This is a genomic window from Klebsiella sp. ME-303, assembly GCF_007910085.1.
Classification (GTDB): Bacteria; Pseudomonadota; Gammaproteobacteria; order Enterobacterales; family Enterobacteriaceae; genus Klebsiella; species Klebsiella michiganensis.
In genome coordinates this window covers 144,916-163,061 of record NZ_VOJB01000102.1, presented here as the reverse complement: position 1 = coordinate 163,061, position 18,146 = coordinate 144,916, and the positions used below count along the sequence as shown (strand labels likewise).

Below are 18,146 nucleotides of genomic sequence, written 5' to 3'. Positions count from 1 at the left end.
TGATCATCGCCAACGTCATTCGCCCATTTTCCCTGATGCTGCTGGTATTCGCCGCGCTGTTATTCAAACCGGCCGCGGCGGAAGAGTTTTCCGCCAGCTTTAAGGGCACCGATATTCAGGAATTTATCAATACGGTGAGTAAAAACCTGAATAAAACGGTCATTATCGATCCCAGCGTACGCGGCACCATTACCGTGCGCAGCTACGATATGCTCAACGAAGAGCAATATTATCAATTCTTCCTCAGCGTCCTCGATGTCTATGGCTTCGCGGTGATTAATATGAATAACGGCGTCCTGAAAGTCGTTCGTTCGAAGGATGCGAAAACCGCCGCGGTGCCGGTGGCGAGCGATGCCGCGCCGGGCATTGGCGATGAGGTCGTCACCCGCGTAGTGCCCCTGACCAACGTCGCGGCCCGCGATCTGGCGCCGCTGCTGCGCCAGCTTAACGATAACGCCGGCGCGGGCAGCGTGGTGCACTATGAACCCTCCAACGTCCTGCTGATGACCGGCCGCGCGGCGGTCATCAAGCGCCTGCTAACCATCGTCGAACGCGTCGATAACGCCGGAGACCGCAGCGTGGTGACTGTTCCCCTCGCCTGGGCCTCCGCCGCCGATGTGGTCAAGCTGGTGACCGAACTCAACAAAGACACCAGCAAATCGGCGCTGCCCGGCTCAATGGTCGCCAACGTGGTGGCCGATGAACGCACCAACGCGGTGCTGGTCAGCGGCGAGCCGAACTCCCGCCAGCGGATCATCGCCATGATTAAGCAGCTCGACCGCCAGCAGGCGACCCAGGGCAATACCAAAGTGATCTACCTGAAATACGCCAAAGCCTCCGACCTGGTGGAAGTGCTGACCGGCATCAGCAGCACGATGCAGAGCGAAAAGCAGGCCGCGAAGCCGGTGGCGGCGCTGGATAAAAATATCATTATCAAAGCGCACGGTCAGACCAACGCCCTGATTGTCACCGCCGCCCCGGACGTAATGAACGATCTGGAACGGGTGATCGCCCAGCTGGATATCCGCCGCCCGCAGGTGCTGGTCGAAGCGATTATCGCCGAAGTGCAGGACGCTGACGGTCTGAACCTCGGCATCCAGTGGGCCAATAAAAATGCCGGGATGACCCAGTTCACCAACAGCGGTCTGCCGATATCCACGGCCATCGCCGGGGCCAACCAGTACAACAAAGACGGCACCGTCAGCAGCTCGCTGGCAAGCGCCTTAAGCTCCTTCAACGGCATTGCCGCCGGGTTCTACCAGGGCAACTGGGCGATGCTGTTAACCGCCCTCTCCAGCAGCACCAAGAACGATATTCTCGCGACGCCGAGTATCGTCACCCTCGACAACATGGAAGCCACCTTTAACGTCGGCCAGGAGGTCCCGGTGCTGACCGGCTCGCAAACCACCTCCGGCGATAACATCTTCAATACCGTCGAGCGCAAAACCGTCGGCATCAAGCTAAAAGTGAAGCCGCAGATCAATGAAGGCGATTCGGTTCTGCTGGAGATCGAACAGGAGGTCTCCAGCGTGGCGGACGCCGCCTCCAGCACCAGCTCGGATCTCGGCGCGACCTTCAATACCCGTACGGTTAATAACGCCGTGCTGGTCGGCAGCGGCGAAACGGTGGTCGTCGGCGGACTGCTGGATAAAAGCGTCTCCGACACCGCCGACAAAGTCCCTCTGCTCGGCGATATCCCGGTGATTGGCGCGCTGTTCCGCTCCACCAGCAAAAAGGTCTCCAAGCGCAACCTGATGCTGTTTATCCGCCCGACGGTGATCCGCGACCGCGACGAGTACCGTCAGGCTTCATCCGGGCAGTACACCGCGTTTAACGACGCCCAGAGCAAACAGCGCGGCAAAGAGAACAACGACGCGATGCTGAGTAACGATCTGCTGGAGATCTACCCGCGCCAGGATACCGCCGCGTTCCGCCAGGTCAGCGCCGCCATCGACGCCTTCAATCTGGGAGGCAATCTATGACCCCCGCCGCTGGACGACGCCCGCTGCTCCCCTTCGGCTACGCCCGCGCGCACAACGTGATGCTCCTGAGCAACGGCGAAAGCTGCGAGGTTTTCTGCCTCGCCGCCACCGCGCCGCAGGCGCTGCTGGAAGCCCGCAGGGTGGCCGGGATGCCGTTCAGCCTCGAGCGACTGGAAGCGGAGGCGTTCGAAAAGCTGCTGGTGCTGAGCTATCAGCGCGACTCCGCCGAGGCCCGGCGCATGATGGCGGATATCGGCAACGAGCTGGATCTGTACACCCTTGCCGAAGAACTGCCGGACACCGACGACCTGCTGGATAGCGAAGACGACGCGCCGATTATCCGCCTGATTAACGCCATGCTCACCGAGGCTATCAAAGAGAAAGCGTCGGATATTCATATCGAAACCTATGAACGCCACCTGCAAATTCGCTTTCGCGTCGACGGCGTACTGCGCGAAATCCTGCGCCCCCAGCGCCGCCTCGCCGCGCTGCTGATCTCGCGCATTAAGGTGATGGCGAGCCTTGATATCGCCGAAAAGCGCATTCCTCAGGACGGTCGCATGGCGCTGCGCATTGGCGGACGCGCCGTCGACGTGCGCGTCTCCACCCTGCCGTCGAGCTACGGCGAACGCGTGGTGCTGCGTCTGCTCGATAAAAACAGCGTCAATCTCGACCTGCTGACCCTCGGCATGTCGCCCGCGCTGCTTCAGCAGGTGGATGGACTGATCGCCCGCCCGCACGGCATCGTGCTGGTGACCGGGCCGACCGGTTCGGGAAAAAGCACCACCCTCTACGCCGCGCTGAGCCGCCTCGATGCCCGCGAGCGCAACATCATGACCATTGAAGATCCTATCGAATATGAGCTGGAGGGCATCGGTCAGACCCAGGTTAACGCGAAAGTCGATATGACCTTTGCCCGCGGGCTGCGCGCTATTTTGCGCCAGGACCCTGACGTGGTGCTGGTAGGCGAAATTCGCGACGGCGAAACGGCGCAAATCGCCGTTCAGGCTTCGCTAACCGGTCATCTGGTGCTCTCAACGCTGCACACCAACAGCGCGCTGGGCGCCATCTCGCGCCTGCAGGATATGGGCGTGGAGCCTTTTCTGCTCTCCACCTCGCTGCTGGCGGTGATGTCGCAGCGGCTGGTGCGCCGGCTCTGCCCGCACTGTCGCCAGCAGGAACCGGCCAATGCCGACACCGCCCGCCAGATGGAGATCGCTCCCGGCACGGCGCTCTGGCAGCCCCGAGGCTGCGCCGAGTGCGGCTTTACCGGCTATCGCGGACGTACCGGCATTCACGAACTGCTGCTGGTGGACGATCGCGTGCGTATGGCAATCCACCGCGGCGAAAACGAGGTGACGCTGATCCAGCAGCTGGGGGCGGACTATATCACCCTGCGCCACGCCGGACGGGACAAGGCGCTGGCGGGGATCACCAGCTGGCAAGAGGTGCTGCGGGTTAGCGAACAGCAGATCGCGGAGGCCTCCTGACATGGCGCTTTTTCGCTATCAGGCCGTTGATGAAAACGGTAAAACCCGGCGCGGCGTCCAGCAGGCGGACTCCGCCCGCCACGCTCGCCAGCTGCTGCGGGAAAAGGGCTGGCTGGCGCTGGACATCACCCCGGCAGCCGGCAGCGGCGGGCAACCGCGCTTTATCCGCCGCACCAACGCCCGCGATCTCGCCCTCCTGACCCGCCAGCTTGCGACGCTGGTCGCCGCCGCCATCCCGCTGGAAAAAGCGCTCGACGCGGTCGCCCAGCAGTGTGAAAAAAACCAGCTGAAAACCCTGATTGCCGGCGTGCGCGGCAAAGTGCTGGAAGGCCATTCGCTGGCGGAAGCGATGCGCGGCTACCCGGGCTGCTTCGACGCGCTCTACTGCGCGATGGTCGCCGCCGGAGAAGCCTCCGGCCACCTCGACGGCGTGCTGAACCGGCTGGCGGACTATACCGAACAGCGCCAGCAGCTGCGCGCCCGGCTGCTGCAGGCGATGATTTACCCCATCGTGCTGACCCTGGTGGCGGTCAGCGTGATCGTCATTCTGCTGTCGACGGTGGTGCCGAAGGTTGTCGAGCAGTTTATCCACCTTAAGCAGGCGCTGCCGTTTTCCACCCGCCTGCTGATGGCGATGAGCGATGTGCTGCGCGCCGCCGGTCCGTGGCTGCTGCTGGCCGCCATGCTCATCGCTCTGCTGCTGCGCTACCTGCTGCAGCAGCCGGCAAAGCGGCTGGCCTGGCACAGGCTGCTGCTGCGCCTGCCGCTGATTGGCCGGGTCGCGCGCAGCGTTAACAGCGCCCGCTACGCCCGCACCCTGAGCATTCTCAACGCCAGCGCCGTTCCGCTGCTGCTGGCGATGCGCATCAGCGCGGAAGTATTAAGCAACGCCTGGGCGAAGCGCCAGCTGGAAGCCGCCAGCGACGCGGTTCGCGAAGGCGTCAGCCTGCATCGCGCGCTCGAAATGACCCAGCTGTTCCCGCCGATGATGCGCTACATGGTCGCCAGCGGCGAACAGAGCGGCGAGCTCAACGGCATGCTGGAGCGCGCGGCGGATAACCAGGACCGGGATCTGAGCGCGCAAATTCAGCTGGCCCTCAGCCTGTTTGAACCTCTGCTGGTGGTGGCGATGGCCGGCATGGTGCTGTTTATCGTCCTCGCCATCCTGCAACCGATACTGCAGCTCAATACCCTGATGAGTATGTAATTGTTCTAATGGAGAAAAATATGCAACGACAGCGTGGATTCACCTTACTGGAAATCATGGTGGTGATTGTCATCCTCGGCGTGCTCGCCAGCCTCGTGGTGCCCAACCTGATGGGCAACAAGGAAAAGGCCGACCGGCAAAAAGTGGTCAGCGATCTTGTGGCGCTCGAGGGGGCGCTGGACATGTACAAACTGGATAACAGCCGCTATCCCACCACCGAGCAGGGGCTGCAGGCACTGGTCAGCGCGCCATCGGCCGAGCCGCACGCGCGCAACTATCCTGAAGGCGGCTATATTCGCCGTCTGCCGCAGGATCCGTGGGGCAGCGATTACCAGCTGCTGAGCCCCGGCCAGCACGGACAGGTGGATATTTTCAGCCTCGGGCCGGACGGCGTACCGGAGAGCAATGACGATATCGGCAACTGGACGATCGGGAAGAAATAGTGCGACAGCGCGGCTTTACGTTGCTGGAGATGATGCTCATTTTGCTGCTGATCGGCGTCAGCGCGGGCATGGTGATGCTGGCCTTCCCCGCCTCGCGCGACGATAGCTCGGCGCAGGCGCTGGCACGCTTTGAGGCGCAGCTGCGCTTTGTCCAGCAGCGAGGGCTGCAAACCGGCCAGTTTTTTGGCGCCTCGGTGCATCCCGATCGCTGGCAGTTTCTGGTCTTACAGCCCCGCGAAAGCAACGAACCGCCCCCGGCCGGCGACGACTGGAACGGCTATCGCTGGCTCCCCCTGCGCACCGGACGCGTCGCCACCTCGGGCAGCGTCGCCGGGAACACGCTGCATCTCACTTTTCCGCAGGGCGAGGCCTGGACGCCGGGCGACAATCCCGATGTGCTGATCTTTCCCGGCGGTGAGATGACGCCGTTCCGGCTGACCGTCGGCGAGGGACCGGGTATCGCGTTTAATGCGCGCGGCGAAAGCCTGCCCGAACCGCAGGAGACGCCATGAAAAAGCAGGCCGGTATGACGCTGATTGAAGTGATGGTCGCCCTGGCGGTCTTCGCCCTCGCCGGGCTGGCGGTGATGCAGGCCACGCTCCAGCAAACCCGCCAGCTGGGTCGTATGGAAGAGAAAACCCTGGCCGGTTGGCTGGCGGATAATCAGCTGGTGCAGCTACGGCTGGAAAATCGCTGGCCCGCGCTGAGCTGGTCGGAAACCACGGTGCAGGCGGCGGGCGTCAGCTGGCACATTCGCTGGCAGGGGGTGGAGACCGACCTGCCGCAGCTGCGGGCGCTGGACGTTGAAGTCCGCTGCGCCAAAAGCGATAAAATGCCCGTCTCTTCGCTGCGCACCTACGTGACGCCGCCATGATCCAGCGCGCTCGCGGATTTACCCTCGTCGAAATGCTGCTGGCGCTGGCAATCCTCGCCGCGCTCAGCGTCGCTGCGGTCACGGTGCTGCAAAACGTGATGCGCGCCGATACGCTCACCCGCGATAAGGGCGGGCGCATGCAGGCGTTACAGCTCACGTTCAGCCAGATGGCGGCGGACTTTAGCCAAATCATTCCCCGCCGCAGCCGCGACAGCGCGAGCCTCTTTTTTGCCGGACGTTTTCAGCTCGGCAGCGACGACTGGGCGATCGCCTTTAGCCGCAACGGCTGGCCCAATCCTTTGGGGATCCTGCCGCGCTCGGAAATTCAGAACGTCGGCTACCGCCTGCGCGGGGATCGGCTGGAGCGTCTGAGCTACGACCAGCAGGACCCGCTGCCCGGTAGTCTGCCCACGGTGACCGTTATGCAGCGCGGCGTCCAGGCGTTTCGCCTGCGCTTTTACGCCAGCGGCCGCTGGCAGGATGAATGGCAGCAGACGCAGACGCTGCCGCAGGGGCTGGAAGTCACCCTGACGCTGGAGCAGTCCGGCGAGATCCGCCGGCTGTTTCTGCTTACGTCGGGAGGCAGCCAATGAATACCCGCCAGCGCGGCGTCGCCCTGCTTATGGTGCTGCTGATCCTCGCTCTGATGATGGTGCTGGCGAGCGCCATGACCGAACGCAGCGCGCGGATGTATCAGCAAACCGCCACTACCCTCGATAACCTGCAGGCTAAATGGTACGCGCTGGGGGCGGAAACCCTGGCGGCGGCGCTGCTGCAACGCGACGCGCTCGACTCGCCGAACCAGACCCATCTGGCGCAGAACTGGGCCCAGCAGGGGCGCCGCTTTGCGGTCAATGATGGCGAGATCTACGCCACGATTACCGACGCTCAGGCCTGCTTCAACCTCAACGCCATTAACCAGCTCAGCGGCGACGAAAGCGTTGAAATCCCTTATCCCGCGCAGGTTTTTACCCGACTGCTGGAGAACCTCGGCAGCGAGCCGCTGCGCGCCTTACAGCTGACCGCCGCCCTGCGCGACTGGGTGGATAGCGATCGCCAGGCGCTGCTGAACGGCGCGGAAGACGAAGTCTATATGGCGCAATCCCCCGGCTATCTGACCGGCAATCAGCCGCTGCAGGACGTCAGCGAACTGCGTCTGCTGGCCGGGATGGACGCCGCGCTCTATCAGCGTCTGCTGCCCTACGTCTGCGCCCTGGCGGACGAGACGCTGCAGGTAAACGTCAATACCCTGCAGCCCGCTCAGGCCGCGCTGCTGGCGGCGCTCTTCCCCGCTGAACTCACCCTCGTCGAAGCCCGGCAGCTGCTGCAGGCCCGCGCGACCACCGGCTGGAGCAGCGTCGCCGCCTTCCTGTCGCAGCCGCTATTACAAAAAACCGATACCGCCGCCGCGCGTCCGTGGCTGGCGGTGCACAGCGAGCGCTTTATCGCCACCTTCAGCGTGGTGATGGGCAGCGCCCGCTATCAGCAACGCAGTCTCCTGCAAAAGCAGGGGCGAACCTTCAGCGTCGTCCAGCGGCGCTACGGAATCTATTGGGTAGCCGATGAATAACCACCATACTTTTTCCGCCGCCGTGCTGATTATTCGCCTCAATCCCGATGCCGCGACGGCGATATGGCGGCTGGCCGCGCCGGGCGACGCGGCGCAGACTGGCGAGTGGCATCCTGACGCTGGCGACCCGACGCTCAGCCTGCTGGCGCAGCGTCATCCGGCCTGGGTGCTGGTGCCCGCCAGCGACTGCGCGTTTCATCGCGTTACCCTGCCCGCCGGCGCGCGCCGAAATGCGCAGCAGGCGCTGGCGTTTTTACTCGAAGAACAGCTGGCAACGGAGATCGAAGAGAGCCATTTTGCCCTGATCCACCGGGATAAAAGCGACTGTGCCGTGGCGGTGGTCGGGCGAGAGAAGATGCGCGCATGGCAGGCCTGGTGCGAGGGGCTCGGACTCAACGTGCTGGCCCTGACGCCGGATGCCCTTGCCCTGCCGCAGAACCCGACCGGCTGGAGCGCCGTACGCTGCGGCGAACAGTGGCTGTTTCGCTGCGAGACGTGCAGCGGTATGGCGGTGGAAACCCCATGGCTCGGCGAACTGCTGGTTCACTGGCCTGACCTCGCGCCCATCGCCTGCTACTCGCCGCCGCCGGATATCGCCGCGCCGTGGCAGCCTCGCCCGGTGCAGGATTTGCTGGCGCTGGCGGCAAGCAACCCGCAGGCGCGCAAAATCTGCTTACGCCAGGGCAATTTTGCCGCGAAACGCCGGCCGCCGACGCCCCGACGCTGGCGGCCGACGATTGTCGCAACCCTGGCGCTACTGCTGCTGTGGAGCGGAAATCGCCTCCACGACCATCTCGCCCTGGCGCGTCAGGCCGACGCCGCCGTGCAGGCCAGCCGTGATTTTTACCGCCAGTGGTTCAAAGCGGAAAAAAATCTCGTCAATCCACGCCTGCAAATGCAGCAGCATCTGCGCCGTCTGGAAAGCGTGAGCGCCCGGCCGGCGCTCATCTCACGGCTCGGCGCCCTGCAGCAAATCATCGCCGAAACGCCGGGCATTCGTCTGCGCGCCCTGAGCTTTGACGCCGCGCGCAACGCGCTGCAGCTGGAGATATCCGCCGTTTCATCGCAGGCCCTGGCGCAGTTCAGCCAGCGGGCGCGGGCGGGGTTTCGCGTGCAGACCGGCGAGATGAAGCCGCGCGCCGACGGTATTGAAGGGCGTCTGACGTTGGAGGGCAACGATGGATAACCTGCTCGCCTTATGGCAACAGCGTACGCGCCGCGAACGGCATCTGCTGCTGGGGATGGGCGTCATGCTGCTTATTGGCCTGATTTATTACGCCCTCTGGCAGCCCTGGCAAAATCGCGAGGCGCAGTGGCGGCAAACGCTGGCCAGGGAGCAGTCCAGCCTGCGGTGGATGCGCCAGCAGACCCCGCTTCTCCAGCAGCTTAACCAGCGGAAACCTTCTGCCGCTCCGGAAGAACCCTCAACGGTGATTATGCGCGAAGCCGGCCGCCACGGTATCACTATCGTTCGCCTGCAGCCGCAGGGCTCCCGCCTGAGCCTTACCGTGCAGCCCGCCGATTTCCAGACGCTGATGGCATGGCTGGGCGCGCTGGGGCAGGCGGGGATGACTACCGCCACCCTGGCGGTGACCGCCGTGGCGCAGCAGCCCGGTTGGGTGACGATTAATACGCTGGTGCTGGAGCGCAGCGATGAAAAATAAACTCACTATCGCCCTGCTGCTGGCGGCGGTCTATCTCTTCTGGCTGCTGTTTAGCGCGCCGGCGCGGCTGCTCACTCTGGCTCTACCGGACGGCGCGCGGCTCGGCGAAACCACGGGCACCCTGTGGCAAGGAGAAGCCCGTCAGGCCAGCTGGCGCGGTTTTGACATCGCCCATTTACGCTGGGAGTTTGGCTTTTCGTCGTGGCTTCCCGGCTGGCATATCGCGTTTAACGACCCCTCCGGCCTGCGCGGCCGGGCCTGGCTGCACGGTCTGAACGACGTTGTGGTGCGCGAGGGGCGACTCGCGGCGCCGGCCCGGACGCTCGGCCAGCGGTTAGCATCCGGCATACCGCTGGAGGCTCGCGGTCAGGTTGTGCTGACGCTGCCCGAGGCCCGCTTTAACGCCGGCGGTTGCCGACAGATGACCGCCAGCACCGTGCAGTGGCGGAATGCGGCGCTCAGCTCCCCCGCCGGGTCGCTCGAACTGGCCCAGGTCAACGGCAAATTAAGCTGTACCCCGGCGGGCACGCTGACTGTCGCCCTGACCCAGGACTCCCGTCAGCTTAGCCTCGCAGGACAGGGCGTTCTGACGCCCAACGGGCGCTATACGTTTAACGGTACGCTGCAGACCCGCCAGACGACTCCGGCGCTGCTGACGCTGCTGCTCGCGCAAAACGGCCGCAAAGATGAGCAGGGGCGCACGCCGTGGCAGTGGCAGGGGCAGTGGCGCTCCGGGGAGAAAAAATAGAGATGGAAAATATCGCGCTGTTACCGGAGTTCGCCGCGCAATACCCGTCAATCTGGGGCGGCTTTTTATTCCTGTCCGGACTGGCGTTCGGCAGCTTTTTTAACGTCGTTATCCATCGTTTACCGCTGATGATGGAACGCGCAGAGGGGGTGAATCTCTGCCTCCCCGCGTCGTTCTGCCCGCAGTGCCGTCAGCCTATCGCCTGGCGGGACAATATCCCGCTGCTGAGCTTTTTATGGCTCAGGGGGCGCGCGCGCTGCTGCGGGCAGCCGATCTCGCGTCGCTATCCCCTGATGGAGCTGACGACCGGCGCGCTGTTTGTACTCGCGGGGTACCTGATGGCTCCGGGCATGCCGCTGCTGGGCGGGCTAATTTTCGTGTCCGTACTGCTGATCCTCGCCGCCATCGACGCGCAAACGCAGCTGCTGCCTGACAGGCTGACGCTGCCGCTGCTGTGGGCCGGGCTGCTGTTCAATCTTTCCGATACCTTCGCGCCGCTGGCGGAGGCGGTCATTGGCGCGATGGTCGGGTATTTGTCGCTGTGGTCGGTGTACTGGGTGTTCCGTCTGCTGACCGGTAAAGAGGCGCTGGGCTACGGCGATTTCAAGCTGCTGGCAGCGCTCGGCGCGTGGCTCGGCTGGCAGCCGCTGCCGCAGACGCTGCTGCTGGCTTCCGCCAGCGGTCTGGTCTGGACGCTGCTGCAGCGTCTGGTAACCCGTCGTTCGCTCGAACAACCTCTGGCCTTCGGCCCCTGGCTGGCGCTGGCGGGCGGCGGCATCTTTTTGTGGAGCCAGGTATAAAACATCCCCTGCTCGCGCTGCGCTTAGCAGGGCTACTGGCGGTACTGGTCCGGTAGCCCCGATAAGGCGTTTACGCCGCAACCCGGGAACTCTCCGGCTACGAATACTTTTTGGTGCGCCGGGTCGGGGCGGTATTGGCCGGATCGTCGGGCCAGACGTGCTTGGGATAGCGCCCTTTCATCTCTTTTTGCACCTCGCGGTAGCTCCCCTGCCAGAAGGCGCCTAAATCGCGGGTGATCTGCAGCGGGCGCTGCGCCGGCGAAAGCAGCTCCAGCACCAGCGGCACGCGCCCCTGGGCGATAGTCGGAGTGGTCGCTTCGCCAAACATCTCCTGCATCCGCACCGCCAGCGCCGGCGGGTTTTCATCGTGATAACGAATCGCGATGCGGCTACCGGTCGGCACCGTATAGTGCGTGGGCAGCTCGCTGTCCAGCTTCTGGCGCAGCGGCCACGGCAGCCAGTTTTGCAGCGCCTGACGCACGTCCAGCGCCTTCAGGGCGCGCAGCGAATGGACGCCCGCCATCTGCGGCAGCAGCCACTGTTCAAGCGAGGCCAGCAGCGACGCCTCGTCAACGGCCGGCCACGCCTCCTCCGGCAGCCACCGCGCCGCGCAGTGTAGCCGCAGACGCAGCTGCTCCGCCTCCGGCGTCCAGGTTAGCACGCTCAGTCCCTTCTCGCGGATCCCGTTGAGCATCGCCTGGTGCAGCTCCTCTTCCGACGGCTTCGCCAGCGGCTGGGTCTTAATCACCAGGCGTCCGATACAGGTGCGCCGCCAGGCCTTCAGCGTTCCTAACGCCTCATCCCACTCGACGATATCGGAACGCCGGGCCAGGGCCGGACACTGCTCAATCAACGCGTGAATATCGACCGGCAGCGCCAGCAGGATCCGCGCGTCCGGCGATGCGCTTCCCTGCAGCAGCAGCGGCGCAATCAGCCATTCGTGGCGGCCCAGCGCATCGTCGGCGTCGAGCATCGCCCCCATCCCGTTAGCCAGCTGGTAGCGCCCCTCCTGGCCGCGACGATGGGCGATACGGTCGGCAAAAGCGGAGGCCAGCAGCGCCGCGATGCTGTCGGCATCGGGCTGACCGCCGCGAACCGCCAGCCTTTTCATCAGCTGCTGCGCCCGCTGCTGCCAGTTACCCTGCTGACGGGCAAACGCCGCGCTAAGATCGCTATTGCCGCCGCGCGGCGGCTCTTCAAGGATCGCCGCCAGTTTAGCCGCCGTGGCGGCGCCATCGGCATCCTCCGCCGCGGTCAGCATCGCCGCCAGGCGCGGATCGTTGCCCAACGCCGCCATTTTGCGCCCGTGCGCCGACAGCCGCTCGCCTTCCAGCGCAGAAAGGTCGGTGAGCAGACGCCGGGCCGCCGCCAGGTTGGTCGCAGGCGGCAGATCCAGCCAGCTGAGCTGGGCCGGGTCCTGGCATCCCCACTGCAGCAGCTCCAGCAGCAGCGACGACAGATCGCTTTGCAGAATTTCCGGGTCGCCCTGCGCCGCCGCGCGCTCGGCCTGCTCTTTAGCCAGCAGATGCAGGCAGATCCCCGGTTCCAGACGCCCGGCGCGTCCGGCGCGCTGGGTCATTGAGGCCTGGCTGATGCGCTGCGTCACCAGGCGAGTGAGCCCGGTGCGGGCGTCAAAGCGGGCGACGCGCTCCTGGGCGCTATCCACCACCAGCCGAATCCCCTCGATGGTCAGACTGGTCTCGGCGATATTGGTCGCCAGCACCACTTTGCGCATCCCGGCGGGCGCGGGCAGTATCGCCTTACGCTGCTCGCTCAGCGGCAGCGCGCCGTACAGGGGGCAAAGGATCACATCGCTCGCCACCCGCTCCGCCAGCCGCTCCTGAACGCGCTGAATCTCTCCCACCCCGGGCAGAAAAAGCAGCATTGAGCCATTTTCGCTGCGCAGCAGCTCCGCGGCGGCCACCGCCACCGCCTCGTCAAAGCGCTGATGGGCCGGCAGCGGCAGAAAACGCCGCTCAACCGGAAACGCGCGCCCTTCAGAGACGATAACCGGCGCCTCCGGCAGCAGCCGCTGCAGGCGTTCATTGTCCAGCGTCGCCGACATAATCAGCAGTTTGAGATCGTCGCGCAGCCCCTGCTGAACGTCGAGCAGCAGCGCCAGCGCCAGATCCGCCTGCAGGCTGCGTTCGTGGAATTCATCGAGGATCGCCAGCCCCACGCCGCTCAGCTCCGGATCGCGCTGGATCATCCGCGTTAAAATGCCCTCCGTCACCACTTCGAGGCGCGTGTTCGGCCCGACGCAGGTCTCCGCGCGCATGCGATAGCCCACGGTCTCGCCGGGCTTCTCTCCCAGCAGTTCCGCCAGCCGCTGCGCCACGTTACGCGCGGCCAGCCGCCGCGGCTCCAGCAGGATTATGCGTCCGTTGATGTTACCTTCGGCGAGGATTTGCAGCGGCAGCCAGGTGGATTTCCCGGCGCCGGTTGGCGCATTAAGCAGAACCTGCGGCGCATGCCGCAGGGCAGAAAGAAGTTCAGGGAGGACGGCGGCAACCGGCAATGAGGACACGAAACGCTCCGGAGGTTAACATTTGCGGGCAAGCATTGTAGCATCCCGGTAATTCATTACCGAGTCTCTATCATGTCCAAGCCGAAAAGGCTGTTTTTCGCCATTGAACTACCCGGGGACGTTCAGCAGCAGATCGTGCACTGGCGCGCCGCCAGCTTTCCCGGCGATGCGGGGCGACCGGTGGCGGCGGCTAACCTCCATCTGACGCTGGCGTTTCTTGGCGAGGTGAGCGCGGACAAGCAGCGGGCGCTGTCAGCGATGGCCGGACGGATCCGCCAGCCGGGCTTTACCCTGACGCTTGACGATGCCGGGCAGTGGCTGCGTTCGCGGGTGGTGTGGCTGGGCACCCGTCAGCCGCCGCGCGGGGTGCTGCAATTAGCGAATATGCTGCGCGCCCAGGCCGCCCGCAGCGGCTGCTATCAGAGCCCGCAGCCGTTTCATCCGCATATAACCCTGCTGCGCGACGCGCGCCACGCGGTGCCGATTCCGCCGCCCGGATTTAGCTGGGCGTTTGCGGTCAACGAATTTGTGCTCTACGAATCCAGCTTTAGCCGCGGGCGCACCCGCTATCAGGCGCTGGAACGTTATCCCTTCGACAAGGAAAGCTGATGCTGTTCACTCCTCCCCTGCAGTCCGCCACCCTGGTTAAACGTTACAAACGGTTTCTCGCCGACGTGGTCACCCCCGACGGTCGCGAGCTGACCCTGCACTGCCCCAACACCGGCGCCATGACCGGCTGCGCCGCGCCGGGCGATACCGTCTGGTATTCCACCTCAGATAATCCTAAGCGCAAATATGCCCACACGTGGGAATTAACTGAAACCGTAGAGGGCGCGACAATTTGTGTTAATACTCTACGTGCTAACACGTTGGCAAAAGAGGCGATTCTGGCAGGAAATATTCCCGAGCTTTTGGGCTATAACGCGCTGAAAAGCGAAGTGAAGTATGGTGATGAAAGCAGCCGCATTGATATTCTGTTACAAGCAGATGACCAACAAAACTGCTATATTGAAGTGAAATCGGTTACGTTGGCGGAAAAGGAATACGGTTACTTCCCCGATGCGGTTACCGCACGCGGTCAGAAGCACCTGCGGGAGCTGATGAGCGTGGCGGCAGCGGGCGATCGGGCGGTGATTTTGTTCGCCGTGCTGCACTCGGCGATAGACCGTTTCTCACCCGCGCATCATATTGATGCCAGATACGCACAGCTATTGATTGAGGCGCAAAACAAGGGGGTGGAAATTCTCGCCTACAAGGCGGAACTTTCTACCGAGATGATGACTCTGAATAAGCCGATTACCGTGGTGTTAACCCCCGGTAAATAAACGGCTAAATAGTATTCGGGTCGCGAGCGCAAATACGCTTTTCCTCACAGGGTTGTCAAGTGTAACGTTTAGATAATTGCTATCCGGAAAAGCATCTGCTATTTATAGCGGCCTGATTTTTCCCCCAACACGGGGATCGATAGTGCGTGTTAAGGAGAAGCAACATGCAAGAAGGGCAAAACCGTAAAACATCGTCCCTGAGTATTCTCTCCATCGCTGGGGTGGAGCCGTACCAAGTGAAGCCGGGCGAAGAGTATATGAACGAAGCCCAGCTGGCGCACTTCAAGCGCATTCTTGAAGCGTGGCGTAATCAACTTAGGGATGAAGTGGATCGCACCGTAACGCATATGCAGGATGAAGCTGCTAACTTCCCGGATCCGGTAGACCGTGCCGCTCAGGAAGAAGAGTTCAGCCTGGAGCTGCGTAACCGCGACCGCGAACGTAAACTGATCAAAAAGATCGAGAAAACGCTGAAAAAAGTCGAAGACGAAGATTTCGGCTTCTGTGAATCCTGTGGCGTTGAGATTGGTATCCGTCGTCTGGAAGCGCGTCCGACCGCCGACCTGTGCATTGATTGCAAAACGCTGGCGGAAATTCGCGAAAAACAGATGGCAGGCTAATCACTTCGCTGACGCATCTCTGGCGGGAGCTTTCTCCCGCTCTGATGCTTTAGTCATACGATGACAGATTCCCACTACATCGGGCGCTTTGCCCCCTCACCTTCCGGCGAACTCCACTTCGGCTCATTGATTGCCGCGCTTGGCAGCTATCTCCAGGCTCGGGCGCAGAACGGTATCTGGCGCGTGCGCATTGAAGATATCGATCCGCCGCGTGAAGTCCCCGGCGCCGCCGAGACTATTCTTCGTCAGTTAGAGCACTTCGGCCTGCACTGGGACGGAGAGGTACTCTGGCAGTCAAAACGCCACGAAGCCTATCGTGAGCGCCTGGCCTGGCTACGCGAGCAGGGCCTCTGCTACTACTGCACCTGCACCCGCGCGCGTATCCACGCTATCGGCGGCCTTTACGACGGCCACTGCCGGGATTTACGCCTCGGCGCGGAAAACGCCGCTCTGCGCCTGCGGCAAACGCGTCCGGTCCTTGAATTTTATGACCAGCTACGCGGTACGATCGTCGCCGACGAACCTCTGGCGCGTGAAGATTTTATTATCCACCGTCGCGATGGGCTGTTCGCCTATAATCTGGCGGTGGTGGTGGACGATCATTTTCAGGGCGTCAGCGAAATCGTCCGCGGCGCCGATCTTATCGAGCCGACGGTGCGGCAAATTTCGCTCTATCAGCATTTTGGCTGGCAGGCGCCGGACTATATCCATTTGCCGCTGGTCCTCAACGCGCAGGGCAATAAACTGTCGAAGCAAAACCACGCTCCGGCGTTATCTACAGGCGATCCGCGCCCGGAAATTGTGCGGGCGCTAACGTTTCTTAATCAGGATGTCATTCAGGAATGGCAGACGCTGAGCATTGAGGATTTACTCAAGTACGCGGTAGCGAACTGGCGGCCGGAGCAAATCCAGCATTCTCAAATGCGTTCTGCTGAGCTATGATTAGCCGCTATTTTTTTGTCCTGAAGTCCGTCTGACACTACGAGGTGTACCATTTTTACCCGAGTCGCTAATTTTTGCCGTAAGGTGCTAAGCCGTGAAGAGCGCGAGGCAGAAGCCGCCGTCGAACAACTACATATGACGGTTATCCCGCGCGAGCAGCATGCAATTTCCCGCAAAGATATCAGTGAAAATGCCCTCAAGGTCATGTACAGACTCAATAAGGCGGGCTACGAATCGTGGCTGGTCGGCGGCGGCGTACGCGATCTGCTGCTGGGCAAAAAACCCAAAGATTTTGACGTCACCACCAACGCCACGCCGGAGCAGGTGCGTAAGCTGTTCCGCAACTGCCGCCTGGTCGGCCGTCGCTTCCGCCTGGCGCACGTGATGTTCGGGCCGGAAATTATCGAAGTCGCGACCTTCCGCGGCCATCACGAAGGCCACACCACCGATCGCGTCACCTCCCAGCGCGGCCAGAACGGCATGCTGCTGCGCGACAATATCTTCGGTTCGATTGAAGAAGACGCCCAGCGTCGCGACTTTACCATCAACAGCCTCTATTACAGCGTGGCGGATTTCACCGTCCGCGACTACGTCGGCGGCATGAAAGATCTGCAGGATGGCGTCATCCGCCTGATCGGCGATCCGGAAACCCGCTATCGCGAAGATCCGGTGCGCATGCTGCGCGCGGTGCGTTTTGCGGCGAAGCTCAGTATGAGCATCAGCGAAGAGACCGCCGAACCGATCCCGCGCCTGGCGACGCTGCTGCACGATGTGCCCCCGGCACGCCTGTTTGAAGAAGTGTTAAAGCTGCTGCAAGCCGGCGACGGCTATCAAACCTATCTCCTGCTGCGCGAATATAATCTGTTCCAGCCGCTGTTCCCGACCATTACCCGCTACTTCACCGAGCGCGGCGATAGTCCGATGGAGCGCATCATCAGCCAGGTGCTGAAGAATACCGATAACCGCATTCGCAACGACATGCGCGTTAATCCGGCGTTCCTGTTCGCGGTAATGTTCTGGTACCCGCTGCTGGAAACCGCGCAGAAAATCGCCCAGGAAAGCGGGCTGGCCTACTACGACGCCTTCGCGCTGGCGATGAACGACGTGCTGGACGAGGCCTGCCGTACGCTGGCGATCCCGAAACGCATCACCACCCTGGTGCGCGATATCTGGCAGCTTCAGCTACGGATGTCCCGCCGTCAGGGCAAACGCGCGTGGAAGCTGATGGAGCATCCCAAATTCCGCGCCGCCTACGATCTGCTGGAGCTGCGCGCCGGCGCAGAGAACAATAGCGAACTACAGCGCCTGACCAAATGGTGGGGCGAGTTCCAGGTCGCCGCGCCGCCGGCTCAGAAAGATATGCTGGATGATTTAGGCGACGATCCGGCTCCACGTCGCCGCCACCGCCGTCCGCGCAAACGCGCGCCGCGTCGCGAAGGTAGCGCATGACGCTCGCTTATATCGCTATCGGCAGCAATCTGGCCTCGCCGCTGGAGCAGGTTAACGCTGCCGTCAACGCGCTGTCGGAGATTCCTGGCAGCCGGGTGATAAGCGTTTCCTCTTTCTACCGTACGCCGCCGCTGGGGCCACAGGATCAGCCTGACTATCTCAACGCCGCCGTGGCGCTGGAAACGACCCTGGACGCAGACGCGCTGCTCAATCACACCCAGCGCATCGAACTGCAGCAGGGCCGCACGCGTAAAGCTGAACGCTGGGGACCGCGCACGCTGGACCTCGACATCATGCTGTTTGGCAATGAGGTGATTAACACCCCGCGCCTGACCGTACCGCACTACGATATGCAAAACCGCGGTTTTATGCTGTGGCCGCTGTTTGAAATCGCCCCTGAGCTGCGTTTCCCCGACGGCCCGGCGCTGCGCGACGTGCTGGCCAATCTCGGCGCGGAAAAACCCGCCGCCTGGTAATACCCCTTCATTTTTTAGCAATTACGGCG

19 protein-coding genes are annotated in these 18,146 nt (G+C 62.9%); 18 read left to right on the top strand and 1 reads right to left on the bottom strand.

The annotated features are described in order from the left end of the window. Positions 1-35: 35 nt before the first annotated feature. The 12 genes from pulD to FQK12_RS24815 are packed head-to-tail and all read left to right on the top strand — an operon-like array spanning position 36 to position 10,778. Positions 36-1,982: a GspD family T2SS secretin variant PulD gene (gene pulD / locus FQK12_RS24870; protein ID WP_029946937.1), complete on the top strand. Its 1,947-nt coding sequence runs from the start codon at positions 36-38 to the stop codon at positions 1,980-1,982. After that, on the top strand, positions 1,979-3,472 hold the full coding sequence (gspE, locus tag FQK12_RS24865; protein ID WP_014227979.1) for a type II secretion system ATPase GspE: 1,494 nt from the start codon (positions 1,979-1,981) through the stop codon (positions 3,470-3,472). Before pulD ends, gspE begins: the two co-directional genes overlap by 4 nt. Before the next feature lies 1 nt (position 3,473). Continuing rightward, positions 3,474-4,679 (top strand): type II secretion system inner membrane protein GspF, encoded by a 1,206-nt coding sequence (gene gspF, locus FQK12_RS24860; RefSeq protein ID WP_014227978.1) that lies wholly within the window; start codon positions 3,474-3,476, stop codon positions 4,677-4,679. 20 nt (positions 4,680-4,699) lie between these two features. Then, positions 4,700-5,122: a type II secretion system major pseudopilin GspG gene (gene gspG / locus FQK12_RS24855; protein WP_004098709.1), complete on the top strand. Its 423-nt coding sequence runs from the start codon at positions 4,700-4,702 to the stop codon at positions 5,120-5,122. Next, positions 5,122-5,634: a type II secretion system minor pseudopilin GspH gene (gspH, locus tag FQK12_RS24850; RefSeq protein WP_014227977.1), complete on the top strand. Its 513-nt coding sequence runs from the start codon at positions 5,122-5,124 to the stop codon at positions 5,632-5,634. The genes gspG and gspH overlap by 1 nt, the downstream gene beginning before the upstream one ends. Further along, positions 5,631-5,996 carry a type II secretion system minor pseudopilin GspI gene (gene gspI, locus FQK12_RS24845; protein ID WP_014227976.1) on the top strand — a complete coding sequence of 122 codons (366 nt, stop codon included), beginning with the start codon at positions 5,631-5,633 and terminating at the stop codon, positions 5,994-5,996. The genes gspH and gspI overlap by 4 nt, the downstream gene beginning before the upstream one ends. Beyond that, a complete protein-coding gene (gspJ, locus tag FQK12_RS24840; RefSeq protein WP_014227975.1) occupies positions 5,993-6,589 on the top strand; it encodes a type II secretion system minor pseudopilin GspJ in 597 nt (198 codons plus the stop codon). The genes gspI and gspJ overlap by 4 nt, the downstream gene beginning before the upstream one ends. Continuing rightward, complete coding sequence (gspK, locus tag FQK12_RS24835; protein ID WP_014227974.1) at positions 6,586-7,566, top strand: type II secretion system minor pseudopilin GspK; 981 nt, start codon at positions 6,586-6,588, stop codon at positions 7,564-7,566. The genes gspJ and gspK overlap by 4 nt, the downstream gene beginning before the upstream one ends. Continuing rightward, entirely contained in the window at positions 7,559-8,752 is a 1,194-nt protein-coding gene (gene gspL, locus FQK12_RS24830; protein ID WP_014227973.1) for a type II secretion system protein GspL, read from the top strand. Before gspK ends, gspL begins: the two co-directional genes overlap by 8 nt. Further along, positions 8,745-9,230 (top strand): type II secretion system protein GspM, encoded by a 486-nt coding sequence (gene gspM, locus FQK12_RS24825; RefSeq protein WP_014227972.1) that lies wholly within the window; start codon positions 8,745-8,747, stop codon positions 9,228-9,230. Before gspL ends, gspM begins: the two co-directional genes overlap by 8 nt. Further along, positions 9,220-9,978: a type II secretion system protein N gene (locus tag FQK12_RS24820; RefSeq protein ID WP_014227971.1), complete on the top strand. Its 759-nt coding sequence runs from the start codon at positions 9,220-9,222 to the stop codon at positions 9,976-9,978. The genes gspM and FQK12_RS24820 overlap by 11 nt, the downstream gene beginning before the upstream one ends. Before the next feature lie 2 nt (positions 9,979-9,980). Continuing rightward, positions 9,981-10,778: a prepilin peptidase gene (locus FQK12_RS24815; RefSeq protein ID WP_014227970.1), complete on the top strand. Its 798-nt coding sequence runs from the start codon at positions 9,981-9,983 to the stop codon at positions 10,776-10,778. 97 nt (positions 10,779-10,875) lie between these two features. Here the strand turns inward: FQK12_RS24815 and hrpB are convergent, their stop codons facing one another. After that, entirely contained in the window at positions 10,876-13,305 is a 2,430-nt protein-coding gene (gene hrpB / locus FQK12_RS24810) for an ATP-dependent helicase HrpB (RefSeq protein ID WP_014227969.1), read from the bottom strand. A 72-nt stretch (positions 13,306-13,377) separates the two neighbouring features. Between hrpB and thpR the strand changes: the two genes are divergently transcribed. From thpR to folK, 6 genes are all read left to right on the top strand, one after another. Then, positions 13,378-13,914 carry an RNA 2',3'-cyclic phosphodiesterase gene (gene thpR / locus FQK12_RS24805; protein WP_014227968.1) on the top strand — a complete coding sequence of 179 codons (537 nt, stop codon included), beginning with the start codon at positions 13,378-13,380 and terminating at the stop codon, positions 13,912-13,914. Beyond that, positions 13,914-14,630, top strand: a complete 717-nt coding sequence (gene sfsA / locus FQK12_RS24800; RefSeq protein ID WP_014227967.1) for a DNA/RNA nuclease SfsA — start codon at positions 13,914-13,916, stop codon at positions 14,628-14,630. Before thpR ends, sfsA begins: the two co-directional genes overlap by 1 nt. 164 nt (positions 14,631-14,794) lie before the next feature. After that, a complete protein-coding gene (gene dksA / locus FQK12_RS24795; protein ID WP_004098689.1) occupies positions 14,795-15,250 on the top strand; it encodes an RNA polymerase-binding protein DksA in 456 nt (151 codons plus the stop codon). A 60-nt stretch (positions 15,251-15,310) separates the two neighbouring features. Further along, positions 15,311-16,192: a tRNA glutamyl-Q(34) synthetase GluQRS gene (gluQRS, locus tag FQK12_RS24790; protein WP_014227966.1), complete on the top strand. Its 882-nt coding sequence runs from the start codon at positions 15,311-15,313 to the stop codon at positions 16,190-16,192. Positions 16,193-16,243: 51 nt separating this feature from the next. Then, positions 16,244-17,641 carry a polynucleotide adenylyltransferase PcnB gene (gene pcnB / locus FQK12_RS24785; protein ID WP_071881716.1) on the top strand — a complete coding sequence of 466 codons (1,398 nt, stop codon included), beginning with the start codon at positions 16,244-16,246 and terminating at the stop codon, positions 17,639-17,641. Next, positions 17,638-18,117 carry a 2-amino-4-hydroxy-6-hydroxymethyldihydropteridine diphosphokinase gene (gene folK, locus FQK12_RS24780; protein ID WP_014227964.1) on the top strand — a complete coding sequence of 160 codons (480 nt, stop codon included), beginning with the start codon at positions 17,638-17,640 and terminating at the stop codon, positions 18,115-18,117. The genes pcnB and folK overlap by 4 nt, the downstream gene beginning before the upstream one ends. The last annotated feature ends 29 nt before the right edge of the window (positions 18,118-18,146 follow it).

Bases quoted from the DNA above. Each gene is read 5' to 3' on its own strand.
- pulD (WP_029946937.1), top strand. From the start codon at position 36: ATGCTGCTGGTATTCGCCGCGCTGTTATTCAAACCGGCCGCGGCGGAA.
- gspE (WP_014227979.1), top strand. From the start codon at position 1,979: ATGACCCCCGCCGCTGGACGACGCCCGCTGCTCCCCTTCGGCTACGCC.
- gspF (WP_014227978.1), top strand. From the start codon at position 3,474: ATGGCGCTTTTTCGCTATCAGGCCGTTGATGAAAACGGTAAAACCCGG.
- gspG (WP_004098709.1), top strand. From the start codon at position 4,700: ATGCAACGACAGCGTGGATTCACCTTACTGGAAATCATGGTGGTGATT.
- gspI (WP_014227976.1), top strand. From the start codon at position 5,631: ATGAAAAAGCAGGCCGGTATGACGCTGATTGAAGTGATGGTCGCCCTG.
- gspJ (WP_014227975.1), top strand. From the start codon at position 5,993: ATGATCCAGCGCGCTCGCGGATTTACCCTCGTCGAAATGCTGCTGGCG.
- gspK (WP_014227974.1), top strand. From the start codon at position 6,586: ATGAATACCCGCCAGCGCGGCGTCGCCCTGCTTATGGTGCTGCTGATC.
- gspL (WP_014227973.1), top strand. From the start codon at position 7,559: ATGAATAACCACCATACTTTTTCCGCCGCCGTGCTGATTATTCGCCTC.
- gspM (WP_014227972.1), top strand. From the start codon at position 8,745: ATGGATAACCTGCTCGCCTTATGGCAACAGCGTACGCGCCGCGAACGG.
- FQK12_RS24820 (WP_014227971.1), top strand. From the start codon at position 9,220: ATGAAAAATAAACTCACTATCGCCCTGCTGCTGGCGGCGGTCTATCTC.
- FQK12_RS24815 (WP_014227970.1), top strand. From the start codon at position 9,981: ATGGAAAATATCGCGCTGTTACCGGAGTTCGCCGCGCAATACCCGTCA.
- thpR (WP_014227968.1), top strand. From the start codon at position 13,378: ATGTCCAAGCCGAAAAGGCTGTTTTTCGCCATTGAACTACCCGGGGAC.
- sfsA (WP_014227967.1), top strand. From the start codon at position 13,914: ATGCTGTTCACTCCTCCCCTGCAGTCCGCCACCCTGGTTAAACGTTAC.
- dksA (WP_004098689.1), top strand. From the start codon at position 14,795: ATGCAAGAAGGGCAAAACCGTAAAACATCGTCCCTGAGTATTCTCTCC.
- gluQRS (WP_014227966.1), top strand. From the start codon at position 15,311: ATGACAGATTCCCACTACATCGGGCGCTTTGCCCCCTCACCTTCCGGC.
- folK (WP_014227964.1), top strand. From the start codon at position 17,638: ATGACGCTCGCTTATATCGCTATCGGCAGCAATCTGGCCTCGCCGCTG.